Origin of the sequence: Nocardia nova (assembly GCF_002933465.1) — a bacterium.
GTDB classification, from domain to species: Bacteria; Actinomycetota; Actinomycetes; order Mycobacteriales; family Mycobacteriaceae; genus Nocardia; species Nocardia nova_B.
Window position 1 is genome coordinate 22,600 of the sequence record NZ_PSZE01000028.1, and the last position, 24,741, is coordinate 47,340.

Here is a 24,741-nt window from a genome sequence, read left to right on the forward strand (position 1 = left end):
TTCCGTCGTTCAGACCCGTTCCACCCCGATGGTCATCCCGGCCCGCCGCAGGCGATCGGTGAGGGGGTCGCCCATGGCGGAGGCGGGCGTGAGGATGCCGGCCAGTTCCGGGAGTTCGTCGAACGCCAGGCACAGTCCGGCCTCGCCCAGCATCACCGAGGTGGCCTGGTGACCCGGGTCGCCCTGTCCGGAGAAGGTGCAGACGTACCGTGCGCCCGAGGTGGTGTCGGCGAAGGTCTTCATGGTGAACCAGCCACTGCGGCGGGCCTGCTCGCCGGGGCCGGTGCCCGGCTTCGGCAGGATCCGGTCCAGGAGCCGGCGCCCCACCGACACGCGGGAGAGCAGGGCGCCGGCGGTCATGGTGGCGACGATGCCACCCGCCATGCCCGCGGCGACCAGCGGTGCCGCCGGCGAGCTTCCGGCGCTCATCACCTCGCGATAGCGGAAGTTCTTGCCGTACACCCAGCCCAGCAGGCCGTTGCTGCGCCGCACGACCTTGGTGTTGTGCGCGGCCATCACGAAGGTGGCGACCCAGCCGTCGAGGCTGGGGTCGATGGCCGAGGCGCGCGAGAGAGCCTGATCGGACTGCCGGCCCACCTCGGGTTCCATCGACTTGTCGGGGCTCAGCGAATACGGGTGCGAGAGCACCGAACCCTTGGCCGGATCGGTGGCGATGGCCTCCATCATCGCCCGCCCGGAGTCGATGGTGCCGCCGCTGGCGCCGCCCTTGAGCCACGCCACCAGGGTGGTGTCGGTGAGCTCCCCGGTGTTGTCCTCGACCGACCGGCGGTAGAGCCGATATACGCTCAGATCGGACGGAATCGAGTCGTAGCCACAGGAATTCACGATTTTCGCGCCGGTTTCGGCGGCCCGCTCGCCGAACCGATCGATACATTCGCGGATGAACAGCGGCTCGCCGGTGAGATCCGCGTAGTGGGTGCCGGCGTTCGCGCAGGACTGGGCCAGTGGCAGGCCGTACCGCAGATACGGGCCCACGGTGGTGACCACGACCTTGGTTCGGGCCGCCAGCGCGTCCAGTGCCGCCTGGTCGGAGGAATCAGCGACCAGCAGCGGCCAGATCGCCGCCCCGCCCCCGAGTTCGTCGCGCACCGCGGTGAGTTTCTCCGGTGAGCGGCCCGCGAGGGCGATCCGCGCATCGGCGGGGGCGGCCTCGGCCAGATACTGCGCGGTCAGCCGGCCGACGAACCCCGTCGCGCCGAACAGTACGAGGTCGAATTCCCTGTCGGTCATGCCCATCCCATTCTCGTGGTGGCCGATTACTTTGTGCTGGTACGTTTTCCGTCGGCGGCTTTCCGTGGCGCCGCGCGCTTCGCCGGTTTGCGTGGCAGGCCGGGCCGGGCCAGCCAGGCGTGGTGCTGCTTACCGAGTTCGGTCACCGGGTCGTCGCCGTAGAGCCACTCGCGGGCGATCCGATGCCAGTTCCCGGTCGCTTCCAACTGGCCGAGTACCCCGAAGGTCAGGAAATCAGCACGCCGCGAGAACAGATGTTCCGGCGGCAGATTCTGCTGCTTCATCCCGGCGTACTCACTCGCACGTGGGTCGACCGCCAGCACGAAGGCGCCGCTGGCCAATTCGGGGGTGATGGTCAGATCCTGGTCGATCAGCGCCCACTCACACGCGGCGAGCACATACTCCAGACAGTCCTCGGGGGTGATCTCCTCCGGCGAATCGATGATGCCGTGGTCGATCATCAACTGGCGCAGATCTTCCGCACGTTCCTCGGCCGCCGCACGAATGCAGGTGGCCTCGAATCGGACGTGTTCGGGATCCATCCGGTTGAACAGCCCGAAATCGAGGAAGGCGACCCGGCCGTCCTCGCCGAGCAGTAGATTGCCCGGATGCGGGTCCCCGCAGAATTCGTTGAAGGTGAACAGCGAACCCACGTAGAAGCGGTAGATGATCTCGCCCACCCGGTCGCGTTCGGTCTCCGGCAACCGGCGGATCTCCTCGAAACCGCGACCGGGGAAGTACTCGCTGACCAGCACGTGTGTACTCGACAGCTCGGGCATCGAGGCCGGGACCACGATGAACGGATGGTCGGCGAACAGTTCCGCCACCTCGCGCTGGGTATGCGCCTCGGCGACGTAGTCCAGTTCGCTCTCGAGGTTCAGCCGCAGTTCGTCGAGGACCGCCGGCGTCACCCACGGCATCGCCGACTGGAGGACGCGGCGGAACATCGCGAGGTTCTTCAGATCGGCGCGCACGGCGGTATCGATGCCGGGATACTGCACCTTCACCGCGACCACGCGTCCGTCGTGCAGCCGCGCCCGGTAGACCTGGCCGATCGAGGCCGCCGCGATCGGTTCGGCGTCGAATTCGGCGAACAGCTCCTCGAGCGTGCGGCCGAAATCCTTCTCGATGACGCCGCGCATGGTGTCGAAGGAAACCTCCGGCGCGCTGTCGCGCAAGACGGCCAGCCGGCGCTGGAATCGCTCGCGATGCTCCGGCGGAACGAGATCCAGGTCCAGCACCGAGAGCATCTGGCCGAGCTTCATGGCCACGCCCTTCATGGTGCCCAGCACCATGACCATCTGCTCGGTGGCGCGGATCATCGATTCCTCGGCCATCCGCTCGCGCACCGCTTCGGAGCGTCCGCGCATGGAACGGCGGGTCTTCTGCGCCCGTAAGACGTTGCCGGCGACGGCCACACCCAGTTTCGTCCCCCGCGCCAGCCGCGACGTCGGCAGCTCTTTCGCCATTGATGACCTCCGTTGATCCCCCGCCTGGCCGGTCTTCAGCGTAGCCAAGCACGAGCCGTCGGCCCAGAGACGGCGAGCACGGATTCCCTCGCGGGCGAATCAGCCCAGGCCGGCCTCGGGAAGTTCGTGTGGCACGGCGTTGAACTTCTCCGGCGAACCACCCGCGCGGACCATGCCCTCGATGGCGCTCCACACCATCATCGCCAGGTGGTCGAGCATGCGATCGGCCGACATCGAACGGTTGCTGATCCACCAGTCGGTGGCGAGCTGCACGCCGCCGACGATCACGTACGAATACAGCAGCACACCCTCGGTGTCGACGCCGCGATCGAACGCCTTGGTCCGCACCACCACCGAGACCACGTCGGCGAACAGCTTCTCGAAATCGGCGAGGCTGGACTTGTCGGTGGTCGAGCCGTTGCCCATGATGAAGCGGTAGACGTCGATATCGGCCTCGACGGTGTGCACATAGGCGGCCAGGGTGTTGCGGACGAGCTGATATTCGTCGGCGTCGTCGCTGATCGCCTCGTAGATCCGCGGCATCAGCGTGGTCTCGATGAACCGCTCCATGGTGGCGCGGGTCAGATCGGACTTGTCCGAGAAGTAGCGGTAGAGGACGGTTTTGGATACGCCGATCTCCGCGGCGATCTCGTCCATCCCGATATCGCCGCCGCGTTTGCGGATGGCGGCGAGGGTGCCGTCGACGAGTTCTTCCCTGCGGTCGATCTTGTGCTGATGCCAGCGCCGTTTGCGACCGTCCACCCGGCCGGGGCGCACCGCGGGGGTGTCGACGGCAGCGCTCGCGGCACGATGTGTGGTCATGCTCGAGGGGACTCCTGGATCCGGGGATATGGGCACCACCAGCTTAAGTCCTTCGCCGAGGTGATGTTCCCGGTTCGCCGGGTGGGCCGGCTCTCGGCCCCGGGGGTGTTCGCCCGCGGCGGGGACGGGCGCGGGGTGAGCGGGCGCACGCCGGCGGCGCCGATATTCCAGCCAGAATGGGGATATGGAGCAATCTGCCGGCAGCGCCCCCGTCCTGGCGGAAACGAGCGCGCACCCCGACACCCGGCCGGGAGTGGGAAATACCACACGGTCCTCGGCCCGGGGCGCGCCCGAACCACCGTCTTCGTTCGCCGACCTGATGGACGAAGGCGGGAAGAAACGCGATCTGCGCAAGATGAAGATGGTCGCGACCGGATTCCTGGCGGCGGCCACGGTCGTCTATCTGGTCTGTTGCTGGCTCGGCTCGCGCGATATCGGTGGCAGCTGGGTCGGCTACGTGCGCGCCGCTTCGGAGGCCGGCATGGTCGGCGCGCTGGCGGACTGGTTCGCGGTCACCGCGCTGTTCCGGCATCCGTTGGGCCTGCCCATTCCGCACACCGCGATCATCCGCAAGAAAAAGGATCAACTGGGCACCAGCCTGGGCGATTTCGTCCGCACCAATTTTCTCTCGCCCGACACCGTGGCGACGAAGGTGAATTCGGCGCAGATCTCGTTGCGTCTGGGGACGTGGATGGCCGATTCTCGGCACGCCGCGCGGGTATCGGAGGAGTCGTCGACCATTCTGCGTGCGGTGATCGGGGCGCTGCGCGACTCCGATGTCGAGCAGGTCATCGACCAGACCATCGTCAAGCGCATCGCCGAACCGCAGTGGGGGCCGCCGATCGGGCGGGTTCTCGCCGAACTGCTGGCCGAGAACCGGCAGGAGCCGCTGCTGGATCTGCTGGCCGAACGCGCCCACCAGTGGGCGCTGGCGAGTCAGGAGACCCTGGACCGGATCGTCATGCGCGATGCCCCGTCCTGGGCGCCGAAATTCGCCAATATCCTGCTTTCGGAGAAGATTTACCGGGAATTGGTGGAATTCACCTGGAAGATTCGCTCGCAACCCGATCACGAAGTGCGATTGGCGGCGAACCGATTTCTCGAGGATTTCGCTCGCGATCTGCAGTACGACGAGGCGATGATCGCCAAGGCCGAGCGAGTGAAGGCCGAGATCATGGGGCGCGAGGAAATAACCGGAATGGCGCGGGCGACCTGGCGTGCGGCCAAACGGATGATCCTGGAATCGGCCGACGATCCGGGCAGCACGTTGCGCCGCAAGATCTCGGAGAATGTGCAGCAGTTGGGGCAACGTCTGGTCGACGAACCCGAACTGACAAAACAAGTGGACGCTTGGGTCGAACGCGGTGTGAGATATCTCGTCGCCAACTACGGTTCCGAGATCGCGGCCCTGATCAGCGACACGGTTGCCCGCTGGGATGCCGATGAGGCGAGTCGCAAGATCGAATTGCAGGCGGGGCGCGATCTGCAATTCATCCGGATCAACGGCACGGTGGTCGGATCACTTGCCGGCCTGGCGATTTACGCCGTATCGCATTTACTTTTCCCGGGCTTCTGACAGTCGCTGCCCGAAGTTTGCTGAAATAGTGCTAACAAGGGTGCTTGCAAGAGTTAGCACCATCATTTAGAATCGACCGTACAACCGCCGGAAGGTGAGCAGTGTGATGGCACAGGAACCAGAGGTTTCTGATCGGAACGCGGGGGGAACCGCAGAGACGTCTGCGGTTCCCGGAGACCGGGTGGGTCGTGTAGCCAACGCGGCGCACGACATCGGAGGCTTCATCCGGGCGCAGCGGGAGGCCGCTCAGGTCTCGTTGCGTCAGCTCGCGCAGCTGGCGGGGGTGAGCAACCCGTACCTGAGTCAGATCGAGCGCGGATTGCGCAACCCGTCCGCCGAGGTACTCACGCAGATCGCCAAGGGTCTGCGTGTGTCTTCGGAGGTCTTGTACGTCCGGGCCGGCTATCTCGAACAGAGGGAGCACAGCCCGGTACGGGACGCACTACTGGCCGATACCGACATCACGGAGCGCCAGAAGCAGGTGCTCCTGGATATCTACGAATCGTTCCGCCGGGAAAACGGCGGGAACGAGGGGAACGTCTCGGAATCCGTTCAGGGGGAATCCGAGGGGGGCGTTCCCGGGGGGAGCGGGGGCGGTGTGCCCGAGAGCCCGAGGGGCGGTGCACCCGAAAGCCCAAGGGACAACGAGGTTCCGCACCATGCCACCGATGGCAGTACTACCGAAATCTCGCCACGCCAGGAGAACGAACAACCATGACCCAGCCCAATGTCACTGTAACCAAGCCGATCTACGCGACCGTCGGAGCCGGTGACGCGCTCTACGCGGCGGTCAACGACATCGTCGACCGCGTCCGCGACCGCGCCGCCACCGTCGATGTGAACTCCCGCGTCGAGGAGGCTCGCGAGCGCCTGTCGAATCTGCCGGCCGATGTGCAGGACCAGATCGAGACGCTGCGCGGCCGCCTGACCGGACTGCCCTCCGAACTGCCGGACGACCTCGCCGAACTGCGCGAGAAGTTCACCCCGGAGGAGCTGCGCAAGCTGGTCGACCAGTACTACCGCCAGCTGGTGGATCTGTACTCGGATCTGGCCGTGCGCGGTGAGGAGACCGTCGACCGACTGCGTTCCAATCCCGGCTTCGACGAGCGTTTCGACAAGGTCGAGAACATCTACACCGATGTCGTCACCCGGGCCGAGGATGTTCTGAACAAGGTGTCCGATCAGGCCCGCGGGTTTCTGGGCAAAGCGGCCGAGCAGGCCGACGAGGCCGCCGCGGTCGTCGACGCCGAGGTCGTCGCGGTGACCACCGAGGCTGCCGCCGAGGAGCCCGCCTCGGCCAAGAAGGCCCCGGCGAAGAAGGCCCCCGCCAAGAAGGCGCCGGCCAAGACCACCACCACCACCACCGCCGCCGCGAAGAAGACCACTCCGGCCAAGAAGTAATTCGGCCGCAGAAAAGACCGGCCGAGGGGTAATCCGGAACCGTCACACGGATCCGGGTCGTACCGGATCCCGCAACGCCCGCATGCGCACTGCCGCATGCGGGCGTTGCTTCTATCATGGGTGTTGTGTACCAGCTGACTAGTGCAATCCTATGGCTGCTCTGGCTCGCCGCGATGGCCGCGACCATCTTCGCGCTGGTGCATGCGATCCGGCAGCGTGCCGACGCGTTCACGGCCGTGGACAAGCTCACCAAACCCATCTGGGTCTCGATTCTGGCGGTCGCCCTCGGCTTCCTGCTGCTCGCCCGCACGCCGGTGGGGTTGCTGGGGATCGCCGCGGTGATCGCAACGGGTATCTATCTGGCCGATGTCCGGCCGAAGGTCGACGAAATTCAGCGCGGTCCACGCTGGTGAACCCGCCGAACCCGCGCTTGCACTAGCAAGCACCCACTCCTTCGGGTTACTGTATCGATCAGTAACACACAAAGGAGTGTTCTCATGCAGGCAACGTTGCCCAGCACGGTGGCGGGGATCGTGGATCGTCTCCGCGGACTGCCCGCCGCCCATCGCGCCGCACTGCGCACGCGGTCCTACGACCTGCCCGCACTGAATTCCCCCGCGGTGCCGTGTGAGGTGACCACGGTGACCGCCTCCGACGGCGCCCGGCTGCGCGTGCACAGCTACGGCCCCGCCGACGGCGAGGCGATCGTGCTGGCTCACGGCTGGACCTGCTGCCTCGAATACTGGAATCCCCAGATCAACGCCTTCGCCGGCGAATACCGTGTGATCGCCTACGACCAGCGCGGTCACGGCGCGAGCGAATCCGGCACCGCACCGCTGTCCACCGATCTGCTGGCCGACGATCTCGCGGCCATCCTGGATGCCACCCTGCGTCCCGGTCAGCGCGCGGTCCTGGTGGGGCACAGTCTCGGCGGAATGACCATCCAGGCCTGGGCCGGCCGGTATCCGCGGCAGGTCGCCCAGCGGGCCGATGCGGTGGTGCTGGCCAATACCGCCTCGGGTGACCTGATCGCCGAGACCACCGTGGTGCCGCGATTCAATCGCGGTCCGCTCGCACTGCCGTTTCCGATCGGTCGCCTCGGACTCGGGCTGCCGGTGGTGTTCCCGCCGATCCGGCCGGTGACGTGGATCTTCCGCCGCCAGATCATGACTCTGGCCTCCACCGGTGAGGTGGTCGACTTCGCCCTGGCGATCGTGCGCTCCTGCCCGGCGGTGGTGCGTTCGCGCTTCGGTTTCCTGCTGGCCGAACTGGCCCTGCAGAGCTGCACCCGCTGCGTGACCGTGCCGACCACGGTGATCTCCGGCTCCGCGGACGATATGACGCCGCCGGTGCACTCCGAGCGCCTGGCCGAGGAACTGCGCTCGGCCGGCGCGTTCCGCAAGTTGGTCGAACTGCCGACCGGCCACCTCGGCAACGTCGAAGCATACGAGGCGTTCAATGATGAACTCGCCGAGGTTATGGCCGAGACATATGCCTCGCGGCGCGTGCGCGAGGCGTCCGCCTAGCCGGTTCGGCAATTGCCTGGCGATTCCGCGTAGCACTTCCGTGGCGCCGGACGATAGAAGTGGGTAGTGGGATGTTGCGCCGGCGGATGTGAATGCCGTTGGGCGGAATGGGTATTCGGTCGATCTGGGGGTGTGAGCAGCGCTGATGTGCGGCTTCGCCGGACAAAGGTGCGAAACCGGAAAATCTTCGCTGCTTGCGCTAGCAAGCGCCGTTGCAAGCGCGGTAACGTGCGGTAGGACACAAAGGAGTGCTCATGCTGGTGAACCTGCCTGAGAACGTTGCCGACCTTCGGACCGGCATCGGCGCGCTGACCGGCGGATATCGCGCGAGAATGCGTTCGCGGACCTACCGCACGGCCGAGTTGAACTGCGCGCCGGACGCCGAGGTCGTCTCGGTCACGACCACCGACGGCGCCCGGCTTCGGGTACACGCCTATGGCCCGGCCGACGGCGATGTGATCGTCTTCGTGCACGGCTGGTCCTGCTGCCTCGAATACTGGAACCCGCAGATCAACTCCTTCGCCCGCGACCATCGCGTGATCGCGTTCGACCAGCGCGGTCACGGCGCCAGTACCCTCGGGACGGGCCGGTTCGACGCCGAACAGCTGGCCGACGATCTGTGCGCCGTACTGGATGCGGTTGTGCCGGCGGGACGTAAGGCCGTCCTGGTGGGACACAGCATGGGCGGCATCACGATTCAGGCCTGGGCCAAATTCCATCCGGAGCAGGTGGCGCAGCGCGCGGGCGCGGCCCTGCTGCTGACCACGACGGCAGGCGATATCGCCGCCGAAACGCGGGTTCTGCCGATCTTCAACGACATCGTCCCGGCCCCCGACTGGCTCGGACGTGCCTTGTTCGGTCAGCCCGTGCCGTTCCCGGCCGGCGCCGCGGTGCGCGGAATCTTCAAGGCACGCATCATGAATCGGTACGCTACGGGGGATCAGGTGGACTTCGGGCTCTCGATCGTGCGCTCCTGCCGTCCGCTGGTGCGGGCGAAATACGCTCTGGCGCTCATCGAACTCGAAATCCACGGCGCCGCAGCGAATCTGTGCATCCCGACCAGTGTCGTGGCCGGGGCCTACGACAATCTGCTGCCGGAGAGCATGTCGCGCAAGATCGCCGACGAGCTCGCCGCGGCGGGCAATCTGGATCGTTATTCGGTCTTCGCCACCGGACATCTGGCGAATATCGAGGCGAGTGCGGAGTTCAACGCCGAACTGCGCAGATTGATCGAGGTCACTCACTTCGGCCGCCGTGCGGTGGCGGGCTGAGCGCCCCGCGACTGCCCGCCGGGGCTGGACGTACTCGCGGCGCGGGTGCATCCTGGTGACCCACGTTCGGATCGGGAAGTCGCCACAAGACCTGTCGTAGCGGAGCGGCTCCGCGCGGCGAGGACGGCAACACGATGCGCAATCGTGTTGTCCGCCAAGGCCGGTCAAGGGCGCCCGGTCTTGGCCCGCCGCGTCGCTGCGAGAAGACCGGTTACGAGAAAACCGGCTACGAGAAAACCACGGTGCGCCGCCCGTGCACCAGCACCCGCCCCTCCAGGTGCCAGCGCAGTCCGCGCGCGAGCACCACGCGTTCGATGTCGCGGCCCTGCCGGACCATGTCGCGCACGGTGTCGGCATGGTCGATGCGGCTGACGTCCTGTTCGATGATCGGCCCCGCATCCAGGTCGGCGGTGACGTAATGGCAGGTGGCGCCGATCAACTTCACGCCGCGGGCGAAGGCCTGGTGATACGGCCGCGCCCCCACGAACGATGGCAGGAAGCTGTGGTGGATGTTCAGCGCGCGTCCGGCCCAGTGCTCGCACAATTCGGCCGGCAGCACCTGCATGAACCGCGCTAGCACCACCGCGTGCGGATCGTGGGCGTCGGTGAGCTCGCGCACCCGCTCGAAGGCCGGACCGCGTTCGGCCGGATCGGCGGGGAAGGGCACGTGGTGGAACGGGATTCCGTGCGCGCGGGTCATCTCGCCCAGGTCCGGGTGGTTGCCGATCACCGCTTCGATGGTGGCGGGCAACTCGCCACTGGCGGCCCGGCCGAGCAGATCGTGCAAGCAGTGCCCGTCGCGGCTGACCAGAAGGACGGCGCGGCGGCGACGCCCGGAATCCAGCAGCTGCCAGTCGGTCTGCGGCCCCAGTTCGGCGGCCATCATGGTGAAGCGCTCGCGCAACTCGTCGATGCCGAACGGCACGGTCGCCGCCGCGATGGCCTGGCGGGTGAAGAACCAGCCGGTATCGGGATCGGAGTGATAACCGGCCTCCACGATCGACCCGCCGAACTCGGCGATGAACGAGGTGATGCGAGCGATGATGCCCGGTCGGTCGGGGCAGCCCAGGCTCAGGACGAAACGCCGATCATCGGCTGACACGGTGCCACTCATGGGCATGATCCTCGCAGGTCGTACGCGGTTCGATCACGCCGCCCGGGCGGCGAGCCGCAAAGCCGGTCCGGGGTAGGCGAATTCGCCGGACGCATCGGATCGCGAGCGCTCGGCCGCCGGGAACGCTCGCGCGCTGTGCCAGACTTGGTCCTCATGTCCGAAACCGTTCCCAGCGCCTACACCCGCGCCCAGGTCGCCGCGATGATCGATCACACGTTGCTGGCCCCCGAGGCGACCGCCGCCGACGTCGCGAACACCATCGCCGAGGCTCGTGAACTGGGCGTCTACGCGGTGTGCCTGTCCCCGTCGATGCTGCCGGTGACCGCGTCCGGGCTGGTCGTCGCCACGGTCTCGGGCTTCCCCTCCGGTAAACACCACTCTCTGGTGAAGGGCACCGAGGCGCGATTCGCGGTAGAGCAGGGCGCGGCCGAGGTCGATATGGTGATCGACATCGGCGCGGCCGTCGCGGGGGATTACAACGCGGTCCTCGCCGATATCGTCACCGTGCGCGAGGCGGTCGAGGACCGGGCGCTGCTCAAGGTGATCGTCGAGTCCGCGGCGCTGTCCGATGCGGCGATCGTCGAGGTGTGCCGCGCCGCCGAACGCGCCGGTGCCGATTTCGTGAAGACCTCTACCGGATTCCACCCCGCGGGCGGTGCCGACGTGCGGGCCGTGCGGCTGATGCACGAGACCGTCGGCGGGCGACTCGGCATCAAGGCCAGCGGCGGAATCCGCACCGCCGCCGCGGCCGCCGAGCTGATCGCCGCCGGTGCGACCCGGCTGGGGTTGTCCCGCTCGGCGGACGTTCTCGCGGGTTTCCCGCGGTAGCGACGGCGATCAGCAGCGGATCTCCGTGTCCCCACCGCCCTGCAGGGTGGTCGGGCCGCCGCGCAGCGACACCGAGATGCCGTTGTCGGTGACCTTCACGCTGGTCGGCTGCATACCCATCGGGTAGTTCTGCAGGCTCTGCGTCATGGACTGGACGATGCTGTCGACCAGATCGGTGGGCAGCCCCAGCCCGAGCAGTGAGGCCGACTGCGTGCTGACCTCGATCTTGCCCTCCACGATGTGCGGCTGCACCTTCAGATCGGCGATACCGCCGAGTACCTTGACGTCCAGGGTGCCCCCGGCCGGATCCGATTCCACGCCGGAGACGAGCCCGGTCAGGGTCTGGGCGATGCCCTCGTTGCTCCAGGTCGCGTCGGCGGAGCTGCTGCCGACCTTCGCGCCGCCGCGCCCGCCGTCGAGCAGGGTGATGTCGTTGAGCCGGGCGTGCACCTTCATGTCCACGGCGGGCCCGAATTTCGCATCGTCGCTGTCGACGGTGATGTACTGGACCTTGTGGTCGACAGCGGTGAGCAGTAACGGCTTCGGTCCGAATCCCACATCGACCTTCGACCCCAGCTCCTTTTCGACCTGGGAGGCCATGCACTGCTGATTCTTGTGGCGCAGATAGGTTTCGGCGCCCGCCGTGGTGCCGATCAGCGCGAGCAGCACGACGAGTCCGATGATCAGTGCTATCCGCCGCCCGTTGCGGCGTTTCGGTTCACCCGCCGGTGCGGGAGCGGGTACCGCGGTGTCCGGAGTGGTCATGGCAACCGATTCTTCCCGAGCTTTCTGAGCCCGCTCTGTGGAGCCTGTGAGGCTTGTCATGTAGTGCCGACGACGTGATTGTGACATGAAGCACATCGGTCCGGCGTAACCTGATCCCATGTCCGCGCACGATGCAGGGGATGCCGCGGCCGCCCGCCGACCGGGAGATTCCGAGCCGCAGCGAGTACCCGAGCCGAATCGGGATTCCGAGCAGGGGTGGTGGGTTCTGCGCCGGCTTGCCGATCGGCACGCCGGATACTTCACCACGCGCATCGTCGTGCGTGCCGGCTGCGAGCGCCGGATCCGCGGCGCCCTCGCCGACGGTTCGGTGATCCGCGCCGGCCTCGGCATCCTGCGCATGGCCGATTGGCCGGACGGCCCGCTCGACGAATACGCGATGTGGGCGGCCTGGTTCGACGGCGCCGCCGCCGTCTCCCATCACAGCGCCGCCGAACTGCACGGCCTGGGCCGGCTGCGCCCGCGCTTCCTGCACCTGTCCGCGAGGGCGGGCCGCCCGCCCGCAGCCCCCCGGCTGGTCGTCCTGCGCCGCGAGTTGCACCGCGATGATGTGGAGTCGGCCGGTGCGTTCCTGGTGACCACCCCCGTGCGCACCGTACTCGATCTCGCCGAAACCGGGATCGGACAGGGCGCGCTGGACGAGGTGGTCGCCGACGCGGTCGCCATCCATCGCTGCATCCCGTACGAAATCGCCTCGGCGAGTGCGGGTTTGCCGCCGCATGCGGCCGCACGGGTGCGCCGGGCCCTCGCCGCGGCCTGAACCCGGCGATCCCGCACCGCGAATTCAGTCGGGCCGCACGCACTCCCACGGCACCGACAGCACGCAATCACGCATCCGCCGCCGGTAGTTCCGCACCGGAAAACCTTGCTCCCGCAACCGCTCCGCCGCCACCCGCCAGCGCACGCGCGGACCGTACACCGCCATCGGCGCGGCATGCGCCCACGCCCGGTCGGCCGCGGTGAGCAGCGTGTGCACGCGTTCACCGCGAATATTGCGGTGGATCAACGCCTTGGGCAGCCGTTCGGCGATATCGGAGGGTTTGCCGACGGTGAACGGATCCCAGGCCAGCGTCAGCGAGATCGGGCCGTCGCGGTCGAGCAGAATCCACGCGCAGCGGCGGCCCAGTTCGTCGCAGGTGCCCTCGAGCAGGAGTCCCCCGGGCGCCAATCCGCCGAGAATTGTCGCCCACGCCCGCGCGACCTCGCTCTCGTCGTATTGCCGCAGTACATTGAACGCCCGCACCAGCATCGGCCGCAGTCCCGCGAGTTCGAATCCGCCCCGGGCGAAGTGCACGCCGTCGCGATCGGGAACGACGCGTTCGGGATCGATCTCCAGACCGACGACGCGAACGTCGATGCGAACCCGGCGTAGCCGGGCCGCCAATTCCAGCGTGGTCACCGGACTCGCCCCGTAGCCCAGATCGACCACCAGCGGGTCCGTGGCCGACCGCAGCCGCCCGACCACCAGTGGGTCGTGGCTCAGCCAGCGGTCGCTGCGGCGCAGCCGATTGATCCCGGTGGTTCCGCGAGTGATGGCGCCCACCGGCTTGGACTTGGTCCCAACCACCAGGCCGGCAGGTGCGGCGGTGCGCGTGTGCGCGAGTGAGTCGAGGTGTCCGATGTTCGCGGTACGGGGTCGGCCCGGCGGTCTCATCGCGGTGACGCAGGCGTCCGGTGGAGCCACGGAACTCAGGCCGTCGGGCGCTGCTCTTCCAGCCACTGCTGGGTGAATTCGGCTTCGGCGCGGAACAGGTCGACGAGATTGACCAGCATCATCTGCTCGAGTTTGGGCCCCAGCATCGGAATGAAGACCTTCGCCACGGGTGAGGTGCGCAAGGTGCAGCCGGTCTCGGTGGGAAACAACCGCACGGTACCGGTCAGCGTCCCGGGACCGGCCGGAACCGATGCGCTGAACTCACCTTCCACCTCGGGCCCCAACGGCCCGTAGCTCTCCTTGCGGGTGATCACCAGGTCCTTGCGCATCACGGTCTGCGCGATTTCGGGCAGCATGTCGCGCGGCAGGATGTGGCGGACCTCGATCTCGATACCGTCCCCGTCGGCCTGCAGGTGGACCACCTCGTTCGGCGAGTGCTTGCGCATCTCCTCCATCCGCGCATCCCAGTAGGCGCGGTCGGACAGCGCCGCGTACACCTCGTCGGTGGTGTGCAGCGGATAGCGAGCGGAATAGTCCAATCGGCGGGCCATGGGGGACCAGGGTACTGGTCTCCGGCGAGCGCCCCGATCAGTGGCCGGCGATCCAGGTGTTGGTGAAGTCGGTCTCCGAGGCCAGCAGTTCCAGCAGTTTCTCGGCCACCACGGCCTCGATCTTCTTGCCGAACAACGGGATCGTCACCTCGACCGAGCCGTCGACCACGGCCTGCGAGGCGGTGCCGGAACCGGTCAGGGTGACCGTGCCACGCACCTTTGCCGGCGCGCCCTCGACATGTGCTTCGAAGACGCCGGACAGGCCCTCGTAGGTTTCGGTACGCGGGATGATCAGATCGCCCGGTCGGACCGAGGTGATCGCGGCGGGCAGTTCGGAGGCGGGGATGGTCTGCACCATCTCCACTCGCAGCCGGTCCCCGTCGGCCGAGAAGGAGTCCAGCCGAGCACCGGGCCCGCCGACCTCCTCGATGCGGTCCTTCCAGTACTGCTCGTCGGCGAGCACTACGCGCACCGCCGCGGCGGGATGCGCGTAGTGAGCTGTGTACGCCAGGGGTGTCGCCATGGTGTGACACGCTACCGTCTTTCGATGTGCAGACATCTCGAGTGGTGGCATTCGACAACGTGCGTGAGTTGCTGAGCGCGACCGGCGCGCAGGTGCGCGAATCGGTGCCGCTGGCGCAGCTGACCACGCTGCGGGTCGGCGGGCCCGCGACGGTCGCCGAATGTCGCACCACAGCGGCGCTCGTCGAGACGGTGCGCACGCTCGACACCGCGGGTGTTCCGGTGCTGCTGGTGGCCGGTGGCTCCAACCTGCTGATCGCCGACAGCGGATTCGCGGGCGTCGTCGTCCGCATTGCCACCGACACCGTCGAGCTCGGAGCCGACAGTGTGACGGCCGAGGCGGGCGCGGACTGGGACGGCGTGGTCGCCACGACGGTCGCCGCCGGATTCGGCGGACTCGAGTGCCTGTCCGGGATTCCGGGTTCGGCCGGCGCGACGCCGGTGCAGAATGTCGGCGCCTACGGCGTCGAGGTGGCACAGGTGCTGCGCCGGATTCGCCTGCTGGATCGCGGAAGCGGCGACATCCGCTGGGCCGCACCGGAAGAACTCGGCTTCGGTTATCGCACCTCGGTGCTGAAGCACTCCGATCGCGCGGTGGTGCTGGCGGTGGAGTTCGCGGTGAATCCCGACGGTGCCAGCGCCCCACTGCGATACGGCGAACTGGCCCGCGCCTTCGACGCCGCCGACGGCGAGTCCCGTCCGGCCGCGGCCGTGCGCGAGGCGGTACTCGCCCTGCGCGCCGGCAAGGGCATGGTCCTCGATCCGGCCGACCACGACACCTGGAGTGCCGGATCGTTCTTCACCAATCCCGTCGTGACGCACGATCGGGCGCCCGCCGTGGTCGATGCGATCCGGGCGCATGTGGGAGAGATCACTATTCCGGCCTACGCCGCCGAGGGTGGGGTGAAATTCTCCGCGGGCTGGCTGATCGAACGCGCGGGATTCGGTAAGGGCTTCCCAGGTCCGGACGCTCCCGTCCGGTTGTCGACGAAACATACGCTCGCCCTGACCAACAGGGGTTCTGCCCGCGCTGCGGACCTGGTAGACCTGGCGCGCACCGTGCGGGCGGGCGTCGAACAGCGTTTCGGAATCAGGCTGGAACCCGAACCGGTGACTGTCGGTCTCGAGCTGTAGGGGTGGCGGGCACCACGTTTCGATCTTGCCGGGCTGTCGCAGGGGCGCGGTAAATTCGCGGAAGTGAACATTCGAGGAATTGCCGGCCGCCGGGCCGTACTGGTCGGGGCCGGCCAGCTGGCGGTGGCCGCGCTGGTGGCCGGATGTTCGGGCAGCGGCGGGAGCGGTTCGTCCGCGCCGAAGGAGTCCGGCCCGGTTGCGAAGCTGAAATTCGAGCCCGGGAACGAAACCGGCGACGTCAACCCGATCGCGCCCGTCTCGGTGACGGTGACCAGTGGCCGGATCGACCGGATCGCGTTGACCAATCCGGAAGGTAAGCAGGTCACCGGCGTCCTGTCGCCCGACAAGAGCACTTTCAAGGTCAACGAGGCGCTCGGTTACGGCGTTACCTACACCTGGTCGGGCACGGCGGTCGGCACCGACAACAAGCCCGTGCCGATCGAGTCGAAATTCACCACGCTGGCCCCCAAGCAGACCGTGCCCGCCACCATCAATATCGGTGACGGGCAGGAGGTTGGCATCGCCGCGCCGATCATCCTGCAGTTCAAGAAGCACGTCGAGAACAAGGAGGCGGTCGAGAAGGCGCTGACCGTCACGACCACTCCGGAAACCGAGGGCGGCTGGGCCTGGCTGCCCGACGAGAACGGCGGGTCTCGCGCGCACTGGCGCCCCCGCAACTACTGGGCGCCCGGCACGGCGGTGACCTTCGCCGCCAAGCTGTACGGCCTGGACCTGGGCGACGGGGCTTACGGCAACTCCGACTTGTCCTCGCAGTTCACCATCGGCCGCAGCCAGATCGTGAAGGGGTACGCACCCAGCCACCGGGTGCAGGTGATCCGCGACGGCTCGACGCTGTTCGACTTCCCGTGCAGTTACGGCGAGGGTAACGAGGCGCGCAACGTGACGCGTTCGGGCATCCACGTGGTGACCGAGAAGTACGAAGACTTCCTGATGTCGAATCCGCCGTTCTACACCAACGTTCGCGAACGCTGGGCGGTACGCATCTCCAACAATGGCGAATTCATCCACGCGAACCCGGAATCGGCGTCCGCACAAGGCAATACCAACGTCACCAACGGCTGCATCAACCTGAGCACCAGCGACGCCCAGCAGTACTTCCCGACGGCCATGTACGGCGACCCGGTCGAGGTCACCGGCACGTCGATCGCTCTGTCCGCCGCCGACGGCGATCTCTACGACTGGACCATCGACTGGGACACCTGGAAGACCATGTCGGCGATTCAGGGCCAGCCCGCACCGGTGGTATCGGCGACTCCGGTGGCGCCGGGACCGGTGCGCGGCGGCAGCTAGAACCCGCTGACCGCCCCTCGAGTTCGGGCGTCACGGTCGCGTCCGGCTGCGCGCCGGGCGACGGCTCAGCTGCGGCGGGCGAAGCGGCCGGCGTCGGCCTGGTCGCGCGGCTTCACCACGATGGTGTCGAGGTTGACGTGCGGGGGGCGGCTCGCGACGAAGCCGATGATTTCGGCGATGTCGGCGGCGAACAGTGGGTCGATACCTTCGTAGACCTTGGCCGCGCGCTCGGTGTCGCCGCCGAACCGGACCAGCGAGAATTCGGTTTCGACCGCGCCCGGTGCGATTTCGGTGAGCCGCACCGGCTTGCCCAGCAGTTCACCGCGCAGTGTGCGGTGCAGGACGGCCTGCGCGTGTTTGGCCGAGGTGTAGCCGGAGCCGTTGTCGTAGGGCTGCAGGGCGGCGACCGAGGTGACGGTGACGATCAGCCCGTCACCCGAGTCGATCAATTTCGGCAGCAGCGCCTTGGTCACCCGCAGCGTGCCGAGCACGTTGGTCTCCCACATCCATCGCCAGTCGTCGAGGTCGGCCTCGGCGACCGGCGCCAGCCCCTTCGCCCCGCCGGCATTGTTGACCAGCACGTCGGCCCGTTCGACCGCATCCGTGAACAGCCGTACCGACGACTCGTCGGCGACGTCCAATTCGATTGCGGTACCGCCGATTTCGTCGGCCAGCGCCTGCAGCCGGTCCATCCGGCGCGCCCCCACGTACACGTGATAGCCCTGTTTCGCGAGCTCGCGGGCGGTAGCCTCACCGATTCCCGAGCTCGCTCCGGTGACGACGGCGTGACGAGTGCTCATGGGGATTGAGCCTAGCGGTGGGAGCACGGCCGGAAGGCGGCAGCTTGCGTGACCACGCAGGGCCGTGCGGACACCGCAGATGACACAGCGGTGGGAGCACGGCCGGAAGGCGGCAGCTTGCGTGACCACGCAGGGCCGTGCGGACACCGCCGCTGGTACTTCCACCGGTTCTCCAAGACCTGTCGAAGATCAGGGTCCCCGTTCACTCTCCTGCTGCTTCCGCGGAGCAACGGGTCACGGTCAGGCCAGGAACTGCACTGACAACCTGAGGTGGGGGGCCAAAGCGCGCCAAGCAATGCCAGACTTTCTCGAGCGCCTGCGTGTCGTGATGGCCTGTGTCGCGTCCTGCGTCGGTGGGGCATCAGGGTCAGGGCGTTGCGGGGCCAACAGCGAGGAAGGCCCGCAGCGGCCGGGTGGGCTGCGGGGTGCCCCGCCAGATCAGTGCCTTGCGGTAAGCGAGGGAGGGACTGACCGGGACGGCGCTGACTCGGGGGTTCCCGACGAGAGCCCGGTCGGTACCCACCGTCAGGGAGACGCCGACACCTTCCTCCACGAGAGCGACGTGCAGGGCCGCGTCGTTGATCGCGTACCGAGGACTGAAGTCGATGCCGGCGGCATCGAACGCGGACTGCAGCCATGGCCTCAGTCCGCTGTTCTGGCCGTAACTGATCAGGGTCTTTCCGGACAGCATCTCGATGGGGATGCTCTTGCGGCCTGCGAGCGGGGAGTCCGTCGGGACGACGGCCACGATCTCGTCTTCGAGCATGACCACACTCCGCATGCCCTGGGGCAGGGAATGCTCTGGCAGGGCCACCACGGCGGCGTCCAACTCGCCGTTCCCGACGCGCGAGATGAGCTCGGCGCTGCGCCCCTCGAGGAGCTGCACGGCGACGCCCGGGTACTGGCGGTGAAAGGCGCCCAGGAGCGCGGGCAGACGGGTGTGTTCGACCCCGTCCACGGCGCCCAGGAGGAGCGTGCCGGTGACCAGAGCGGTGCGGGAGGCGAACTCGGCGATCACCCTGTCCGCGTCAGCGAGAGTCCGGCCGGCCAAGGGCAGCAGCACCCGGCCGGCCTCGGTCAGGCGGACACTGCGTGCGTTGCGTTCGAAGAGCGCTTCGCCGAGTTCCTTCTCCAGGGAGCGGATCTGGTGACTGACGGCGGGCTGTGCGACCGACAGCCGCTCGGCCGCGCGCGTGAAGCTCTGTTCCTCAGCCACGGCGACGAAGCACCGCAGGGTTCTCAATTCCACGATCATGCACCTCATTTATCGCTGGAATCAAAAGTTGGTCTTTGACCTCTGTGCAACTTATCTTCAAAGTAGAGGCATCGCAGTAGCGATACAGGCGTCGAAGCGCCTTGACGGCCTTTTCGCCCTGCCCGCCGAAGGCCACAAGGCGGTCGACGGATAACCGAGGGCGGTCGAACCGGCAATGTCCGGTGGGTCTTCCCCTGCACAAGTCGGCCCGGCTCCAGCCGTGGCCCTCGCTGAAGGAAGCACGCAATGAGTGATTCGAAGAAGGTCCTGTCCGATCTGGTCCTGTCCGCCTCGACGGAACACGCCCCGCTCGACGCGCCCTGGGACGCGATCGACATCGCCGACTGGCTGCTGAACCTTCCGGACAAGGAGTACCAGCGCTGCGCTCCGCCAGACCACAAGGCGGCCGGCTACACCACGACCGACGACGGCCGGCCGATGTCGATCAACGTGGAGATGATCGGCACCGGGCTGGTGATCCAGCACTACGTCGCCGAGATCGCCGAGAAGCACCACTGTCACATGGTGTCCCTCTCCGACGTGTTCACCCCGCATGGCTGGACGACGGTCCAGGTGATCTGGGACCTGTCGGCCAAGGACAACGGCGACGGCACCGTCACCTACACCAACCAGGTCACCAGCCACCCCACCCAGGAATTCATGGAGTTCAACGAGAAGAACGGCGGCACCTTCGAGGAGGCCGCGGCCGCACGGCAGGCCGCCTCCGGTGATCACAACCGGCGGGAAACGCCACTGTTCGCCGCGAGCATCGCGCGCCACGCTCTGGCACGGAGCTCACGATGACCACGCGGGCCGACCCGCCTCCGTCGCCCCGCGAAATGGCCCGTGCCTTCACCCCGGCCCTCACCGAGTTGGTGGAGGACCCCCTCTACAGCCAGGTGTGGGCAGATCCCGCCCTCAGCCCACGGGACCGCAGCATCGCCACCGTAGCGGCGGTCGTGGCGCTCTACCGCCCCGAAGAGCTGCCTGCGCAGCTGCGGCGCGCCGTCGACAACGGTGTGACACCGGCCGAGCTCGAAGCGATCATCACGCACATCGCGTTCTACGCGGGCTTTCCCGCAGCCATCAGCGCCTCGGCCATCGCGGCCCGCACGCTCCTGGACTGAGAACGCGGACCTCGCCAGCCTCGCCGGCACCGTGATCACCACTCGGCCCGCCGAACGTGTCATGCAGAAGCCTCCTGGGTAGAAGGCCGTGAACCGGGCGGGCGGCGGCTTCGGCTTCGCGACTGCCGTCCTCGCCTGCTCCATCTCGTCCGCAGGCCTGATCACCGACGGCACCCGGGGCCTGTGTCGGTCACCTCGTCCATCGGCGCATGCGAGGCACAACACGATCGCGCCGTGTGAATAGTCATGGGTCAGACGTAAATCAGTGGGGTGAGGGAATTGAACCGAATGATGAAGGCCGTGGTGGTGCGCACCCCGGGACCTCCGGACGTTCTGGAGTGGGTCACCGTCGAGGCGCCGCAACCCGGACCCGGCGAGGTCGTCGTCGAGGTCAGGGCCAGCGGCGTCAACAACGCCGATCTCCTGCAGCGCCAAGGGATGTACCCGGTACCGGCGGACGACTCACCGCTCCTGGGATTGGAATGCTCGGGCTCCATCAGCGCGGTCGGTGAGGGCGTCGACGACTGGGCCGTGGGGGATGAGGTCTGCGCCCTGCTCAACGGCGGAGGCTACGCACAGGCTGTTGCCGTCCCTGCGGCCCAGGTGCTGCCCAAACCGGCGAACCTCTCCTTCGAGGAGGCCGCGTCCCTTCCCGAAGCGGCCTGTACGGTCTACTCGAACATCGCCATGCTGGCCCGACTGAAGCCGGGTGAGACGTTTCTCGTCCACGGCGGCACCAGCGGCATCGGCAGTCTGGCCATACAGTGGGCCAAGGCACGGGGTGCCCGGGTTCTGGTCACTGCCGGAACACCACACAAAGTGGCCAGAAGCGTCGAACTCGGAGCCGACGTCGCGATCAATTACCGCGAGGAGGACTTCGCCACCGCGGTCTGGGAGGGCACGCACGGGCACGGCGCGGACGTCATTCTCGACATCGTCGGAGCGCCCTACCTCACCCGCAACATCCGCGCCCTGGCCCCCGACGGACGCCTCGTGATAATCGGGGGCGGTGTCTCCCCCACGCCCCTCGGCATCGGCGAACTGATGGCGAAGCGCGGGTCCGTGGCGGCCACGACCCTTCGGTCACGCAGTCACCGCCAGAAAGCGGAGATCGTCGACGCGGTCCGTGTGAACCTGTGGCCCATGGTGGCCGACGGCCGCGTCCGGCCGGTCGTGGACAGCGTCGTCCCCATGGACAGCGCAGCACGGGCCCATCAACTCCTGGCGGACGGCAAGGTGGTCGGCAAGGTGGTGCTGACCGTATGAGCCTACTGATAGCGTCCCGGCCTGCCTTCAGCGCACCGAGCGAAGATGGTCCAACTCATCCTCGATTGCCTTGCGCAGTGGGTCGTGCTGCGGACCGAGTGCGAACTGCTCGTCGGTCCATCTGTCGCGGGGATAGAGCCACACCGGCTTGTCGACCAAGTCGGTTGGCTCCCACCTGAATCGCGGCCATATGTGCGCATGCAGGACCGGCACATCGTTAGTTCGGAAAAGACACCGCTGAAAATTCTGCCCGTTAGCCTGGCGAGCATGGCGATTCGGAATGTGGTCAGCGCGGACGGAACCACTATCGTGTATCAGGTCTCCGGGCCCGAACGGGGGCGTCCGCTGGTGTTGTTGCACGGGTGGGCCGGCACGTTGCGGTGCTGGGGCCGTGCGGCGGAGATTCTGGCCGAGACGTTCCGCGTGGTCGCCGTCGATCTGCGCGGGCACGGTTATTCCGATGCGCCCGAGACCGGATACGACGATCCGAAGAACTGGGCGGCCGACGTCGCCGCGGTGCTGGCCGCGGAGGACATCACCGCCGACGCGGTGCTGCTGGGCTGGTCCTACGGCGGCATCGTGCTCAGCGACTATCTGACCGCGTACGGCACCGGCGCCTTGGCCGGGGTGGTGTACTGCGGGTCGCAGGCCGGAATCGGCCGCGGCGTCGAGGGTTCCCAGCCCGGGCCGGCGATGCAGAAGGCCATCCCCGACGTGTTCGAGGAGAGCGCCGGCCGGGCGATGCGCGGCTTCGCCGCCTTCGGCAACGCCAACACCGGGCCCGGCCGCGACAAGGGCGAGGACGCCCAGCGCCTGTTCGGCGGCAGCCTCGCGACCCCGCCCCGGGTCCGCAAGGCGCTGTTCTACCGCACCGTCGACAACACCGAAACCCTGCGCAACCTCGACGTTCCGGTCTTCGTCATGCACGGCACCGCCGATCCGGTGGTTCCCGTCGAGAACGGCCGCTACATCGCCGAGCACGCTCCGCGTTCGCGCACGTCGTTCTGGGACGACGCCCAGCACGGCCTGTTCGTCGAGGATCCCCAGCGCTTCGCCGATGAGCTCACCGAATTCGTTGCCTCGCTCCAGTGATCCCGCGCACCCCACCTCCCAGCAGTGGGTGTGTGACTACGCTCACTCAGGCGTCGCGCGCATAACGGTTGACGCGGTGAGGCGTGCACACTGGAGTGTGTGAGTTATCGCCCGGATCAACGTCCGCATCGGATCGCGGTGTTGTCGGTGCACACCTCTCCGCTCGCGCAGCCGGGTACCGGCGATGCGGGCGGGATGAACGTCTACGTGCTGCAGTCGGCGCTACAGCTGGCTCGCCGCGGCGTGGAGGTGGAGATCTTCACGCGTGCGACATCCTCCAACGACGAGCCGGTGGTCGAGGCCGCGCCGGGGGTACTGGTGCGGCATGTGGTGGCGGGACCGTTCGAGGGGCTGGACAAGCACGATCTGCCGACTCAGCTGTGCCCGTTCGCGGCGGAGGTGTTGCGTCAGGAAGCCCGGCAGCTGCCCGGCTACTACGACCTGATCCATTCGCACTACTGGCTGTCGGGACAGGTGGGCTGGCTGGCCCGGGATCGATGGCGGGTGCCGCTGGTACACACCGCGCACACCCTGGCCGCGGTGAAGAACGCATTCCTGGCCGAGGGTGATACGCCGGAACCGCTGTCGCGGGTGGTCGGCGAGAAACAGATCATCGCCGAATCGGATCGGCTGGTCGCCAATACCGCGGAGGAGGCCCGCCAGCTCGTCGAGCTGTACGGCGCCGAATCCGAGCGCATCGACGTGGTGCCCCCGGGTGCGGATCTGTCCCGGTATCGCCCCGGTGATCGGGCGGCCGCGCGCGCCGAATTCGGTATCGAGCCGGATGAGCAGGTGGTGGCCTTCGTCGGGCGGATCCAGCCGCTCAAGGCGCCCGATGTGCTCGTGTTCGCCGCGGCCGAGGTGCTGCGCGCCGACCCCGAACGTAAGCTGCGGGTGCTCATCGTGGGTGGGCCTTCGGGCACCGGTCTGGATCGCCCGGACGCGTTGATCGAGTTGGCCGCCACGCTCGGCATCTCGGATCGGGTGACATTCCTGCCGCCGCAGCCGCCGCATCGGCTGGTGCAGGTGTACCGGGCCGCGGATATGGTCGCGGTGCCGAGTTACAACGAGTCGTTCGGCCTGGTCGCCATCGAGGCGCAGGCCAGCGGCACACCGGTGCTGGCCGCCGACGTCGGCGGGTTGAGTACCGCTGTACGAGACGGTGTTTCGGGCATGTTGGTGTCCGGGCACCAGGCCGACGAGTGGGCGGCCGCCCTGCGCGGGCTGCTCGACGATCCGGAACGGCTGCGGCGGATGGGCGCGGCCGCGGTGGATCATGCGGCCGGTTTCTCCTGGGAACACACCGCCGACGGGCTGCTCGACTGCTATGCCGAGGCATTGGCCGGGCATCGCGGTGTGCGTTCGCGAATGCCGGGTACGTTGCTCGCAGAGAGCAGTCAAGCCAGGTCGCGGGCGCTGTGGCGGCGCCGGATGGGAGTGGTACGCCGGTGAGTGACACCATCGCCCAGACCGCGCAGCTGATCGACGACACCGTGCGTGAGCGCGAGATCGACTACACCCGCGAGGGCCGGGACACCTTCGTCGTGGTGCTGCCCGGTGAGCGCAAGCTGAAGACGACGGTCATGCTGACGGTCGGCAAGCACGGCGTGCGCTTCGAATGCTTCGTGTGCCGCAAACCCGACGAGAACTTCGAGGGTGTCTACAAGTATCTGCTGCGCCGTAACCGCCGCCTCTACGGTGTCGCCTACACCCTGGACCGGGTCGGTGACATCTACCTGGTCGGCCGCATCGCGACCCATGCCGTGACCCCTGATGAACTGGACCGCATCTTCGGTCAGATTCTCGAGGCGGTCGACGGCGATTTCAATGTGCTGCTGGAGCTCGGTTTCGCGGAATCCATTCGGCGCGAATGGAAATGGCGTGTCTCGCGCGGTGAGTCGCTGAAGAATCTGCGGGCGTTCGAGCATCTGGTCGATACCGAGGAGTCCTGACAGCCCTCGCCCGCCGAGTGGGTACCGTGCATCCGA

The 24,741-nt window shown here is 67.6% G+C and carries 26 protein-coding genes; 16 read left to right on the plus strand and 10 right to left on the minus strand.

Translation table 11 applies throughout. The features are described 5' to 3' along the window. Positions 1–9: 9 nt before the first annotated feature. The 3 genes from C5E41_RS26195 to C5E41_RS26205 all read right to left on the minus strand — a co-directional run bounded on the left by C5E41_RS26195 (position 10) and on the right by C5E41_RS26205 (position 3,542). A complete protein-coding gene (locus tag C5E41_RS26195) occupies positions 10–1,257 on the minus strand; it encodes a saccharopine dehydrogenase family protein (protein WP_104378416.1) in 1,248 nt (415 codons plus the stop codon). A 20-nt stretch (positions 1,258–1,277) separates the two neighbouring features. Beyond that, positions 1,278–2,720: an ABC1 kinase family protein gene (locus C5E41_RS26200; RefSeq protein ID WP_104378417.1), complete on the minus strand. Its 1,443-nt coding sequence runs from the start codon at positions 2,718–2,720 to the stop codon at positions 1,278–1,280. Between the two features lie 99 nt (positions 2,721–2,819). Further along, positions 2,820–3,542 (minus strand): TetR/AcrR family transcriptional regulator, encoded by a 723-nt coding sequence (locus C5E41_RS26205; protein WP_104378418.1) that lies wholly within the window; start codon positions 3,540–3,542, stop codon positions 2,820–2,822. A gap of 319 nt (positions 3,543–3,861) precedes the next feature. Here C5E41_RS26205 and C5E41_RS26210 point away from each other — a divergent pair, with 319 nt between their 5' ends. From C5E41_RS26210 to C5E41_RS26235, 6 genes are all read left to right on the plus strand, one after another. Next, a complete protein-coding gene (locus tag C5E41_RS26210) occupies positions 3,862–5,118 on the plus strand; it encodes a DUF445 domain-containing protein (RefSeq protein WP_104378463.1) in 1,257 nt (418 codons plus the stop codon). A 106-nt stretch (positions 5,119–5,224) separates the two neighbouring features. Continuing rightward, the gene (locus tag C5E41_RS35375; protein ID WP_258081263.1) at positions 5,225–5,836 is read left to right on the plus strand and encodes a helix-turn-helix domain-containing protein; all 612 of its coding nucleotides are present in this window, start codon (positions 5,225–5,227) and stop codon (positions 5,834–5,836) included. Continuing rightward, positions 5,833–6,519: a heparin-binding hemagglutinin gene (locus C5E41_RS26220; RefSeq protein ID WP_104378419.1), complete on the plus strand. Its 687-nt coding sequence runs from the start codon at positions 5,833–5,835 to the stop codon at positions 6,517–6,519. The genes C5E41_RS35375 and C5E41_RS26220 overlap by 4 nt, the downstream gene beginning before the upstream one ends. Before the next feature lie 116 nt (positions 6,520–6,635). After that, positions 6,636–6,932: a DUF2516 family protein gene (locus tag C5E41_RS26225; RefSeq protein ID WP_104378420.1), complete on the plus strand. Its 297-nt coding sequence runs from the start codon at positions 6,636–6,638 to the stop codon at positions 6,930–6,932. Positions 6,933–7,016: 84 nt separating this feature from the next. After that, positions 7,017–8,045: an alpha/beta fold hydrolase gene (locus tag C5E41_RS26230; protein ID WP_104378421.1), complete on the plus strand. Its 1,029-nt coding sequence runs from the start codon at positions 7,017–7,019 to the stop codon at positions 8,043–8,045. Between the two features lie 254 nt (positions 8,046–8,299). Beyond that, entirely contained in the window at positions 8,300–9,316 is a 1,017-nt protein-coding gene (locus C5E41_RS26235) for an alpha/beta fold hydrolase (RefSeq protein WP_104378464.1), read from the plus strand. A 226-nt stretch (positions 9,317–9,542) separates the two neighbouring features. On the opposite strand, the gene purU is transcribed toward C5E41_RS26235, so the two are convergent. Continuing rightward, positions 9,543–10,430 (minus strand): formyltetrahydrofolate deformylase, encoded by an 888-nt coding sequence (gene purU / locus C5E41_RS26240; RefSeq protein WP_104378422.1) that lies wholly within the window; start codon positions 10,428–10,430, stop codon positions 9,543–9,545. Between the two features lie 153 nt (positions 10,431–10,583). Between purU and deoC the strand changes: the two genes are divergently transcribed. Then, entirely contained in the window at positions 10,584–11,258 is a 675-nt protein-coding gene (gene deoC, locus C5E41_RS26245) for a deoxyribose-phosphate aldolase (RefSeq protein ID WP_104378423.1), read from the plus strand. Positions 11,259–11,267: 9 nt separating this feature from the next. Here deoC and C5E41_RS26250 read toward each other — a convergent pair whose 3' ends face one another. Continuing rightward, positions 11,268–12,023, minus strand: coding sequence for an LmeA family phospholipid-binding protein (locus C5E41_RS26250; RefSeq protein ID WP_104378424.1), 756 nt, complete (start codon positions 12,021–12,023; stop codon positions 11,268–11,270). A gap of 118 nt (positions 12,024–12,141) precedes the next feature. Here C5E41_RS26250 and C5E41_RS26255 point away from each other — a divergent pair, with 118 nt between their 5' ends. After that, complete coding sequence (locus C5E41_RS26255) at positions 12,142–12,801, plus strand: hypothetical protein (RefSeq protein ID WP_258081264.1); 660 nt, start codon at positions 12,142–12,144, stop codon at positions 12,799–12,801. A 24-nt stretch (positions 12,802–12,825) separates the two neighbouring features. Here the strand turns inward: C5E41_RS26255 and C5E41_RS26260 are convergent, their stop codons facing one another. The 3 genes from C5E41_RS26260 to C5E41_RS26270 all read right to left on the minus strand — a co-directional run bounded on the left by C5E41_RS26260 (position 12,826) and on the right by C5E41_RS26270 (position 14,769). After that, positions 12,826–13,611: a class I SAM-dependent methyltransferase gene (locus C5E41_RS26260; RefSeq protein ID WP_181063440.1), complete on the minus strand. Its 786-nt coding sequence runs from the start codon at positions 13,609–13,611 to the stop codon at positions 12,826–12,828. A gap of 119 nt (positions 13,612–13,730) precedes the next feature. Beyond that, positions 13,731–14,246, minus strand: a complete 516-nt coding sequence (locus C5E41_RS26265) for a DUF2505 domain-containing protein (RefSeq protein ID WP_104378425.1) — start codon at positions 14,244–14,246, stop codon at positions 13,731–13,733. Between the two features lie 37 nt (positions 14,247–14,283). Further along, entirely contained in the window at positions 14,284–14,769 is a 486-nt protein-coding gene (locus tag C5E41_RS26270) for a DUF2505 domain-containing protein (RefSeq protein ID WP_104378426.1), read from the minus strand. A 92-nt stretch (positions 14,770–14,861) separates the two neighbouring features. Between C5E41_RS26270 and C5E41_RS26275 the strand changes: the two genes are divergently transcribed. Both C5E41_RS26275 and C5E41_RS26280 read left to right on the plus strand, forming a co-directional pair. Then, positions 14,862–15,902, plus strand: a complete 1,041-nt coding sequence (locus C5E41_RS26275; protein ID WP_439956507.1) for a UDP-N-acetylmuramate dehydrogenase — start codon at positions 14,862–14,864, stop codon at positions 15,900–15,902. 69 nt (positions 15,903–15,971) lie between these two features. Next, on the plus strand, positions 15,972–17,213 hold the full coding sequence (locus C5E41_RS26280) for a L,D-transpeptidase (RefSeq protein ID WP_439956508.1): 1,242 nt from the start codon (positions 15,972–15,974) through the stop codon (positions 17,211–17,213). A gap of 65 nt (positions 17,214–17,278) precedes the next feature. Here the strand turns inward: C5E41_RS26280 and C5E41_RS26285 are convergent, their stop codons facing one another. Further along, positions 17,279–18,013 carry an SDR family NAD(P)-dependent oxidoreductase gene (locus C5E41_RS26285; protein WP_104378428.1) on the minus strand — a complete coding sequence of 245 codons (735 nt, stop codon included), beginning with the start codon at positions 18,011–18,013 and terminating at the stop codon, positions 17,279–17,281. A 367-nt stretch (positions 18,014–18,380) separates the two neighbouring features. Continuing rightward, complete coding sequence (locus C5E41_RS26290) at positions 18,381–19,268, minus strand: LysR family transcriptional regulator (protein ID WP_219823251.1); 888 nt, start codon at positions 19,266–19,268, stop codon at positions 18,381–18,383. Between the two features lie 246 nt (positions 19,269–19,514). On the opposite strand from C5E41_RS26290, the gene C5E41_RS26295 reads away from it, so the two are divergent. From C5E41_RS26295 to C5E41_RS26325, 6 genes are all read left to right on the plus strand, one after another. Continuing rightward, positions 19,515–20,072 (plus strand): hypothetical protein, encoded by a 558-nt coding sequence (locus tag C5E41_RS26295; RefSeq protein WP_104378429.1) that lies wholly within the window; start codon positions 19,515–19,517, stop codon positions 20,070–20,072. Next, on the plus strand, positions 20,069–20,395 hold the full coding sequence (locus C5E41_RS26300; RefSeq protein WP_104378430.1) for a carboxymuconolactone decarboxylase family protein: 327 nt from the start codon (positions 20,069–20,071) through the stop codon (positions 20,393–20,395). The genes C5E41_RS26295 and C5E41_RS26300 overlap by 4 nt, the downstream gene beginning before the upstream one ends. A gap of 291 nt (positions 20,396–20,686) precedes the next feature. Then, on the plus strand, positions 20,687–21,661 hold the full coding sequence (locus tag C5E41_RS26305; protein WP_104378431.1) for an NAD(P)H-quinone oxidoreductase: 975 nt from the start codon (positions 20,687–20,689) through the stop codon (positions 21,659–21,661). A 267-nt stretch (positions 21,662–21,928) separates the two neighbouring features. After that, complete coding sequence (locus C5E41_RS26315) at positions 21,929–22,753, plus strand: alpha/beta fold hydrolase (RefSeq protein WP_104378432.1); 825 nt, start codon at positions 21,929–21,931, stop codon at positions 22,751–22,753. A 99-nt stretch (positions 22,754–22,852) separates the two neighbouring features. Then, positions 22,853–24,205 carry a D-inositol-3-phosphate glycosyltransferase gene (gene mshA, locus C5E41_RS26320; protein ID WP_104378433.1) on the plus strand — a complete coding sequence of 451 codons (1,353 nt, stop codon included), beginning with the start codon at positions 22,853–22,855 and terminating at the stop codon, positions 24,203–24,205. After that, positions 24,202–24,705 (plus strand): YbjN domain-containing protein, encoded by a 504-nt coding sequence (locus tag C5E41_RS26325; protein ID WP_369801564.1) that lies wholly within the window; start codon positions 24,202–24,204, stop codon positions 24,703–24,705. Before mshA ends, C5E41_RS26325 begins: the two co-directional genes overlap by 4 nt. The last annotated feature ends 36 nt before the right edge of the window (positions 24,706–24,741 follow it).

Coding starts and splice junctions, on each gene's coding strand:
- C5E41_RS26195 (WP_104378416.1), bottom strand. CDS start 1,257: ATGGGCATGACCGACAGGGAATTCGACCTCGTACTGTTCGGCGCGACG.
- C5E41_RS26200 (WP_104378417.1), bottom strand. CDS start 2,720: ATGGCGAAAGAGCTGCCGACGTCGCGGCTGGCGCGGGGGACGAAACTG.
- C5E41_RS26205 (WP_104378418.1), bottom strand. CDS start 3,542: ATGACCACACATCGTGCCGCGAGCGCTGCCGTCGACACCCCCGCGGTG.
- C5E41_RS26210 (WP_104378463.1), top strand. CDS start 3,862: ATGGACGAAGGCGGGAAGAAACGCGATCTGCGCAAGATGAAGATGGTC.
- C5E41_RS35375 (WP_258081263.1), top strand. CDS start 5,225: ATGGCACAGGAACCAGAGGTTTCTGATCGGAACGCGGGGGGAACCGCA.
- C5E41_RS26220 (WP_104378419.1), top strand. CDS start 5,833: ATGACCCAGCCCAATGTCACTGTAACCAAGCCGATCTACGCGACCGTC.
- C5E41_RS26225 (WP_104378420.1), top strand. CDS start 6,636: ATGGGTGTTGTGTACCAGCTGACTAGTGCAATCCTATGGCTGCTCTGG.
- C5E41_RS26230 (WP_104378421.1), top strand. CDS start 7,017: ATGCAGGCAACGTTGCCCAGCACGGTGGCGGGGATCGTGGATCGTCTC.
- C5E41_RS26235 (WP_104378464.1), top strand. CDS start 8,300: ATGCTGGTGAACCTGCCTGAGAACGTTGCCGACCTTCGGACCGGCATC.
- purU (WP_104378422.1), bottom strand. CDS start 10,430: ATGAGTGGCACCGTGTCAGCCGATGATCGGCGTTTCGTCCTGAGCCTG.
- deoC (WP_104378423.1), top strand. CDS start 10,584: ATGTCCGAAACCGTTCCCAGCGCCTACACCCGCGCCCAGGTCGCCGCG.
- C5E41_RS26250 (WP_104378424.1), bottom strand. CDS start 12,023: ATGACCACTCCGGACACCGCGGTACCCGCTCCCGCACCGGCGGGTGAA.
- C5E41_RS26255 (WP_258081264.1), top strand. CDS start 12,142: ATGTCCGCGCACGATGCAGGGGATGCCGCGGCCGCCCGCCGACCGGGA.
- C5E41_RS26265 (WP_104378425.1), bottom strand. CDS start 14,246: ATGGCCCGCCGATTGGACTATTCCGCTCGCTATCCGCTGCACACCACC.
- C5E41_RS26270 (WP_104378426.1), bottom strand. CDS start 14,769: ATGGCGACACCCCTGGCGTACACAGCTCACTACGCGCATCCCGCCGCG.
- C5E41_RS26285 (WP_104378428.1), bottom strand. CDS start 18,013: ATGAGCACTCGTCACGCCGTCGTCACCGGAGCGAGCTCGGGAATCGGT.
- C5E41_RS26290 (WP_219823251.1), bottom strand. CDS start 19,268: ATGATCGTGGAATTGAGAACCCTGCGGTGCTTCGTCGCCGTGGCTGAG.
- C5E41_RS26295 (WP_104378429.1), top strand. CDS start 19,515: ATGAGTGATTCGAAGAAGGTCCTGTCCGATCTGGTCCTGTCCGCCTCG.
- C5E41_RS26300 (WP_104378430.1), top strand. CDS start 20,069: ATGACCACGCGGGCCGACCCGCCTCCGTCGCCCCGCGAAATGGCCCGT.
- C5E41_RS26305 (WP_104378431.1), top strand. CDS start 20,687: ATGAAGGCCGTGGTGGTGCGCACCCCGGGACCTCCGGACGTTCTGGAG.
- C5E41_RS26315 (WP_104378432.1), top strand. CDS start 21,929: ATGGCGATTCGGAATGTGGTCAGCGCGGACGGAACCACTATCGTGTAT.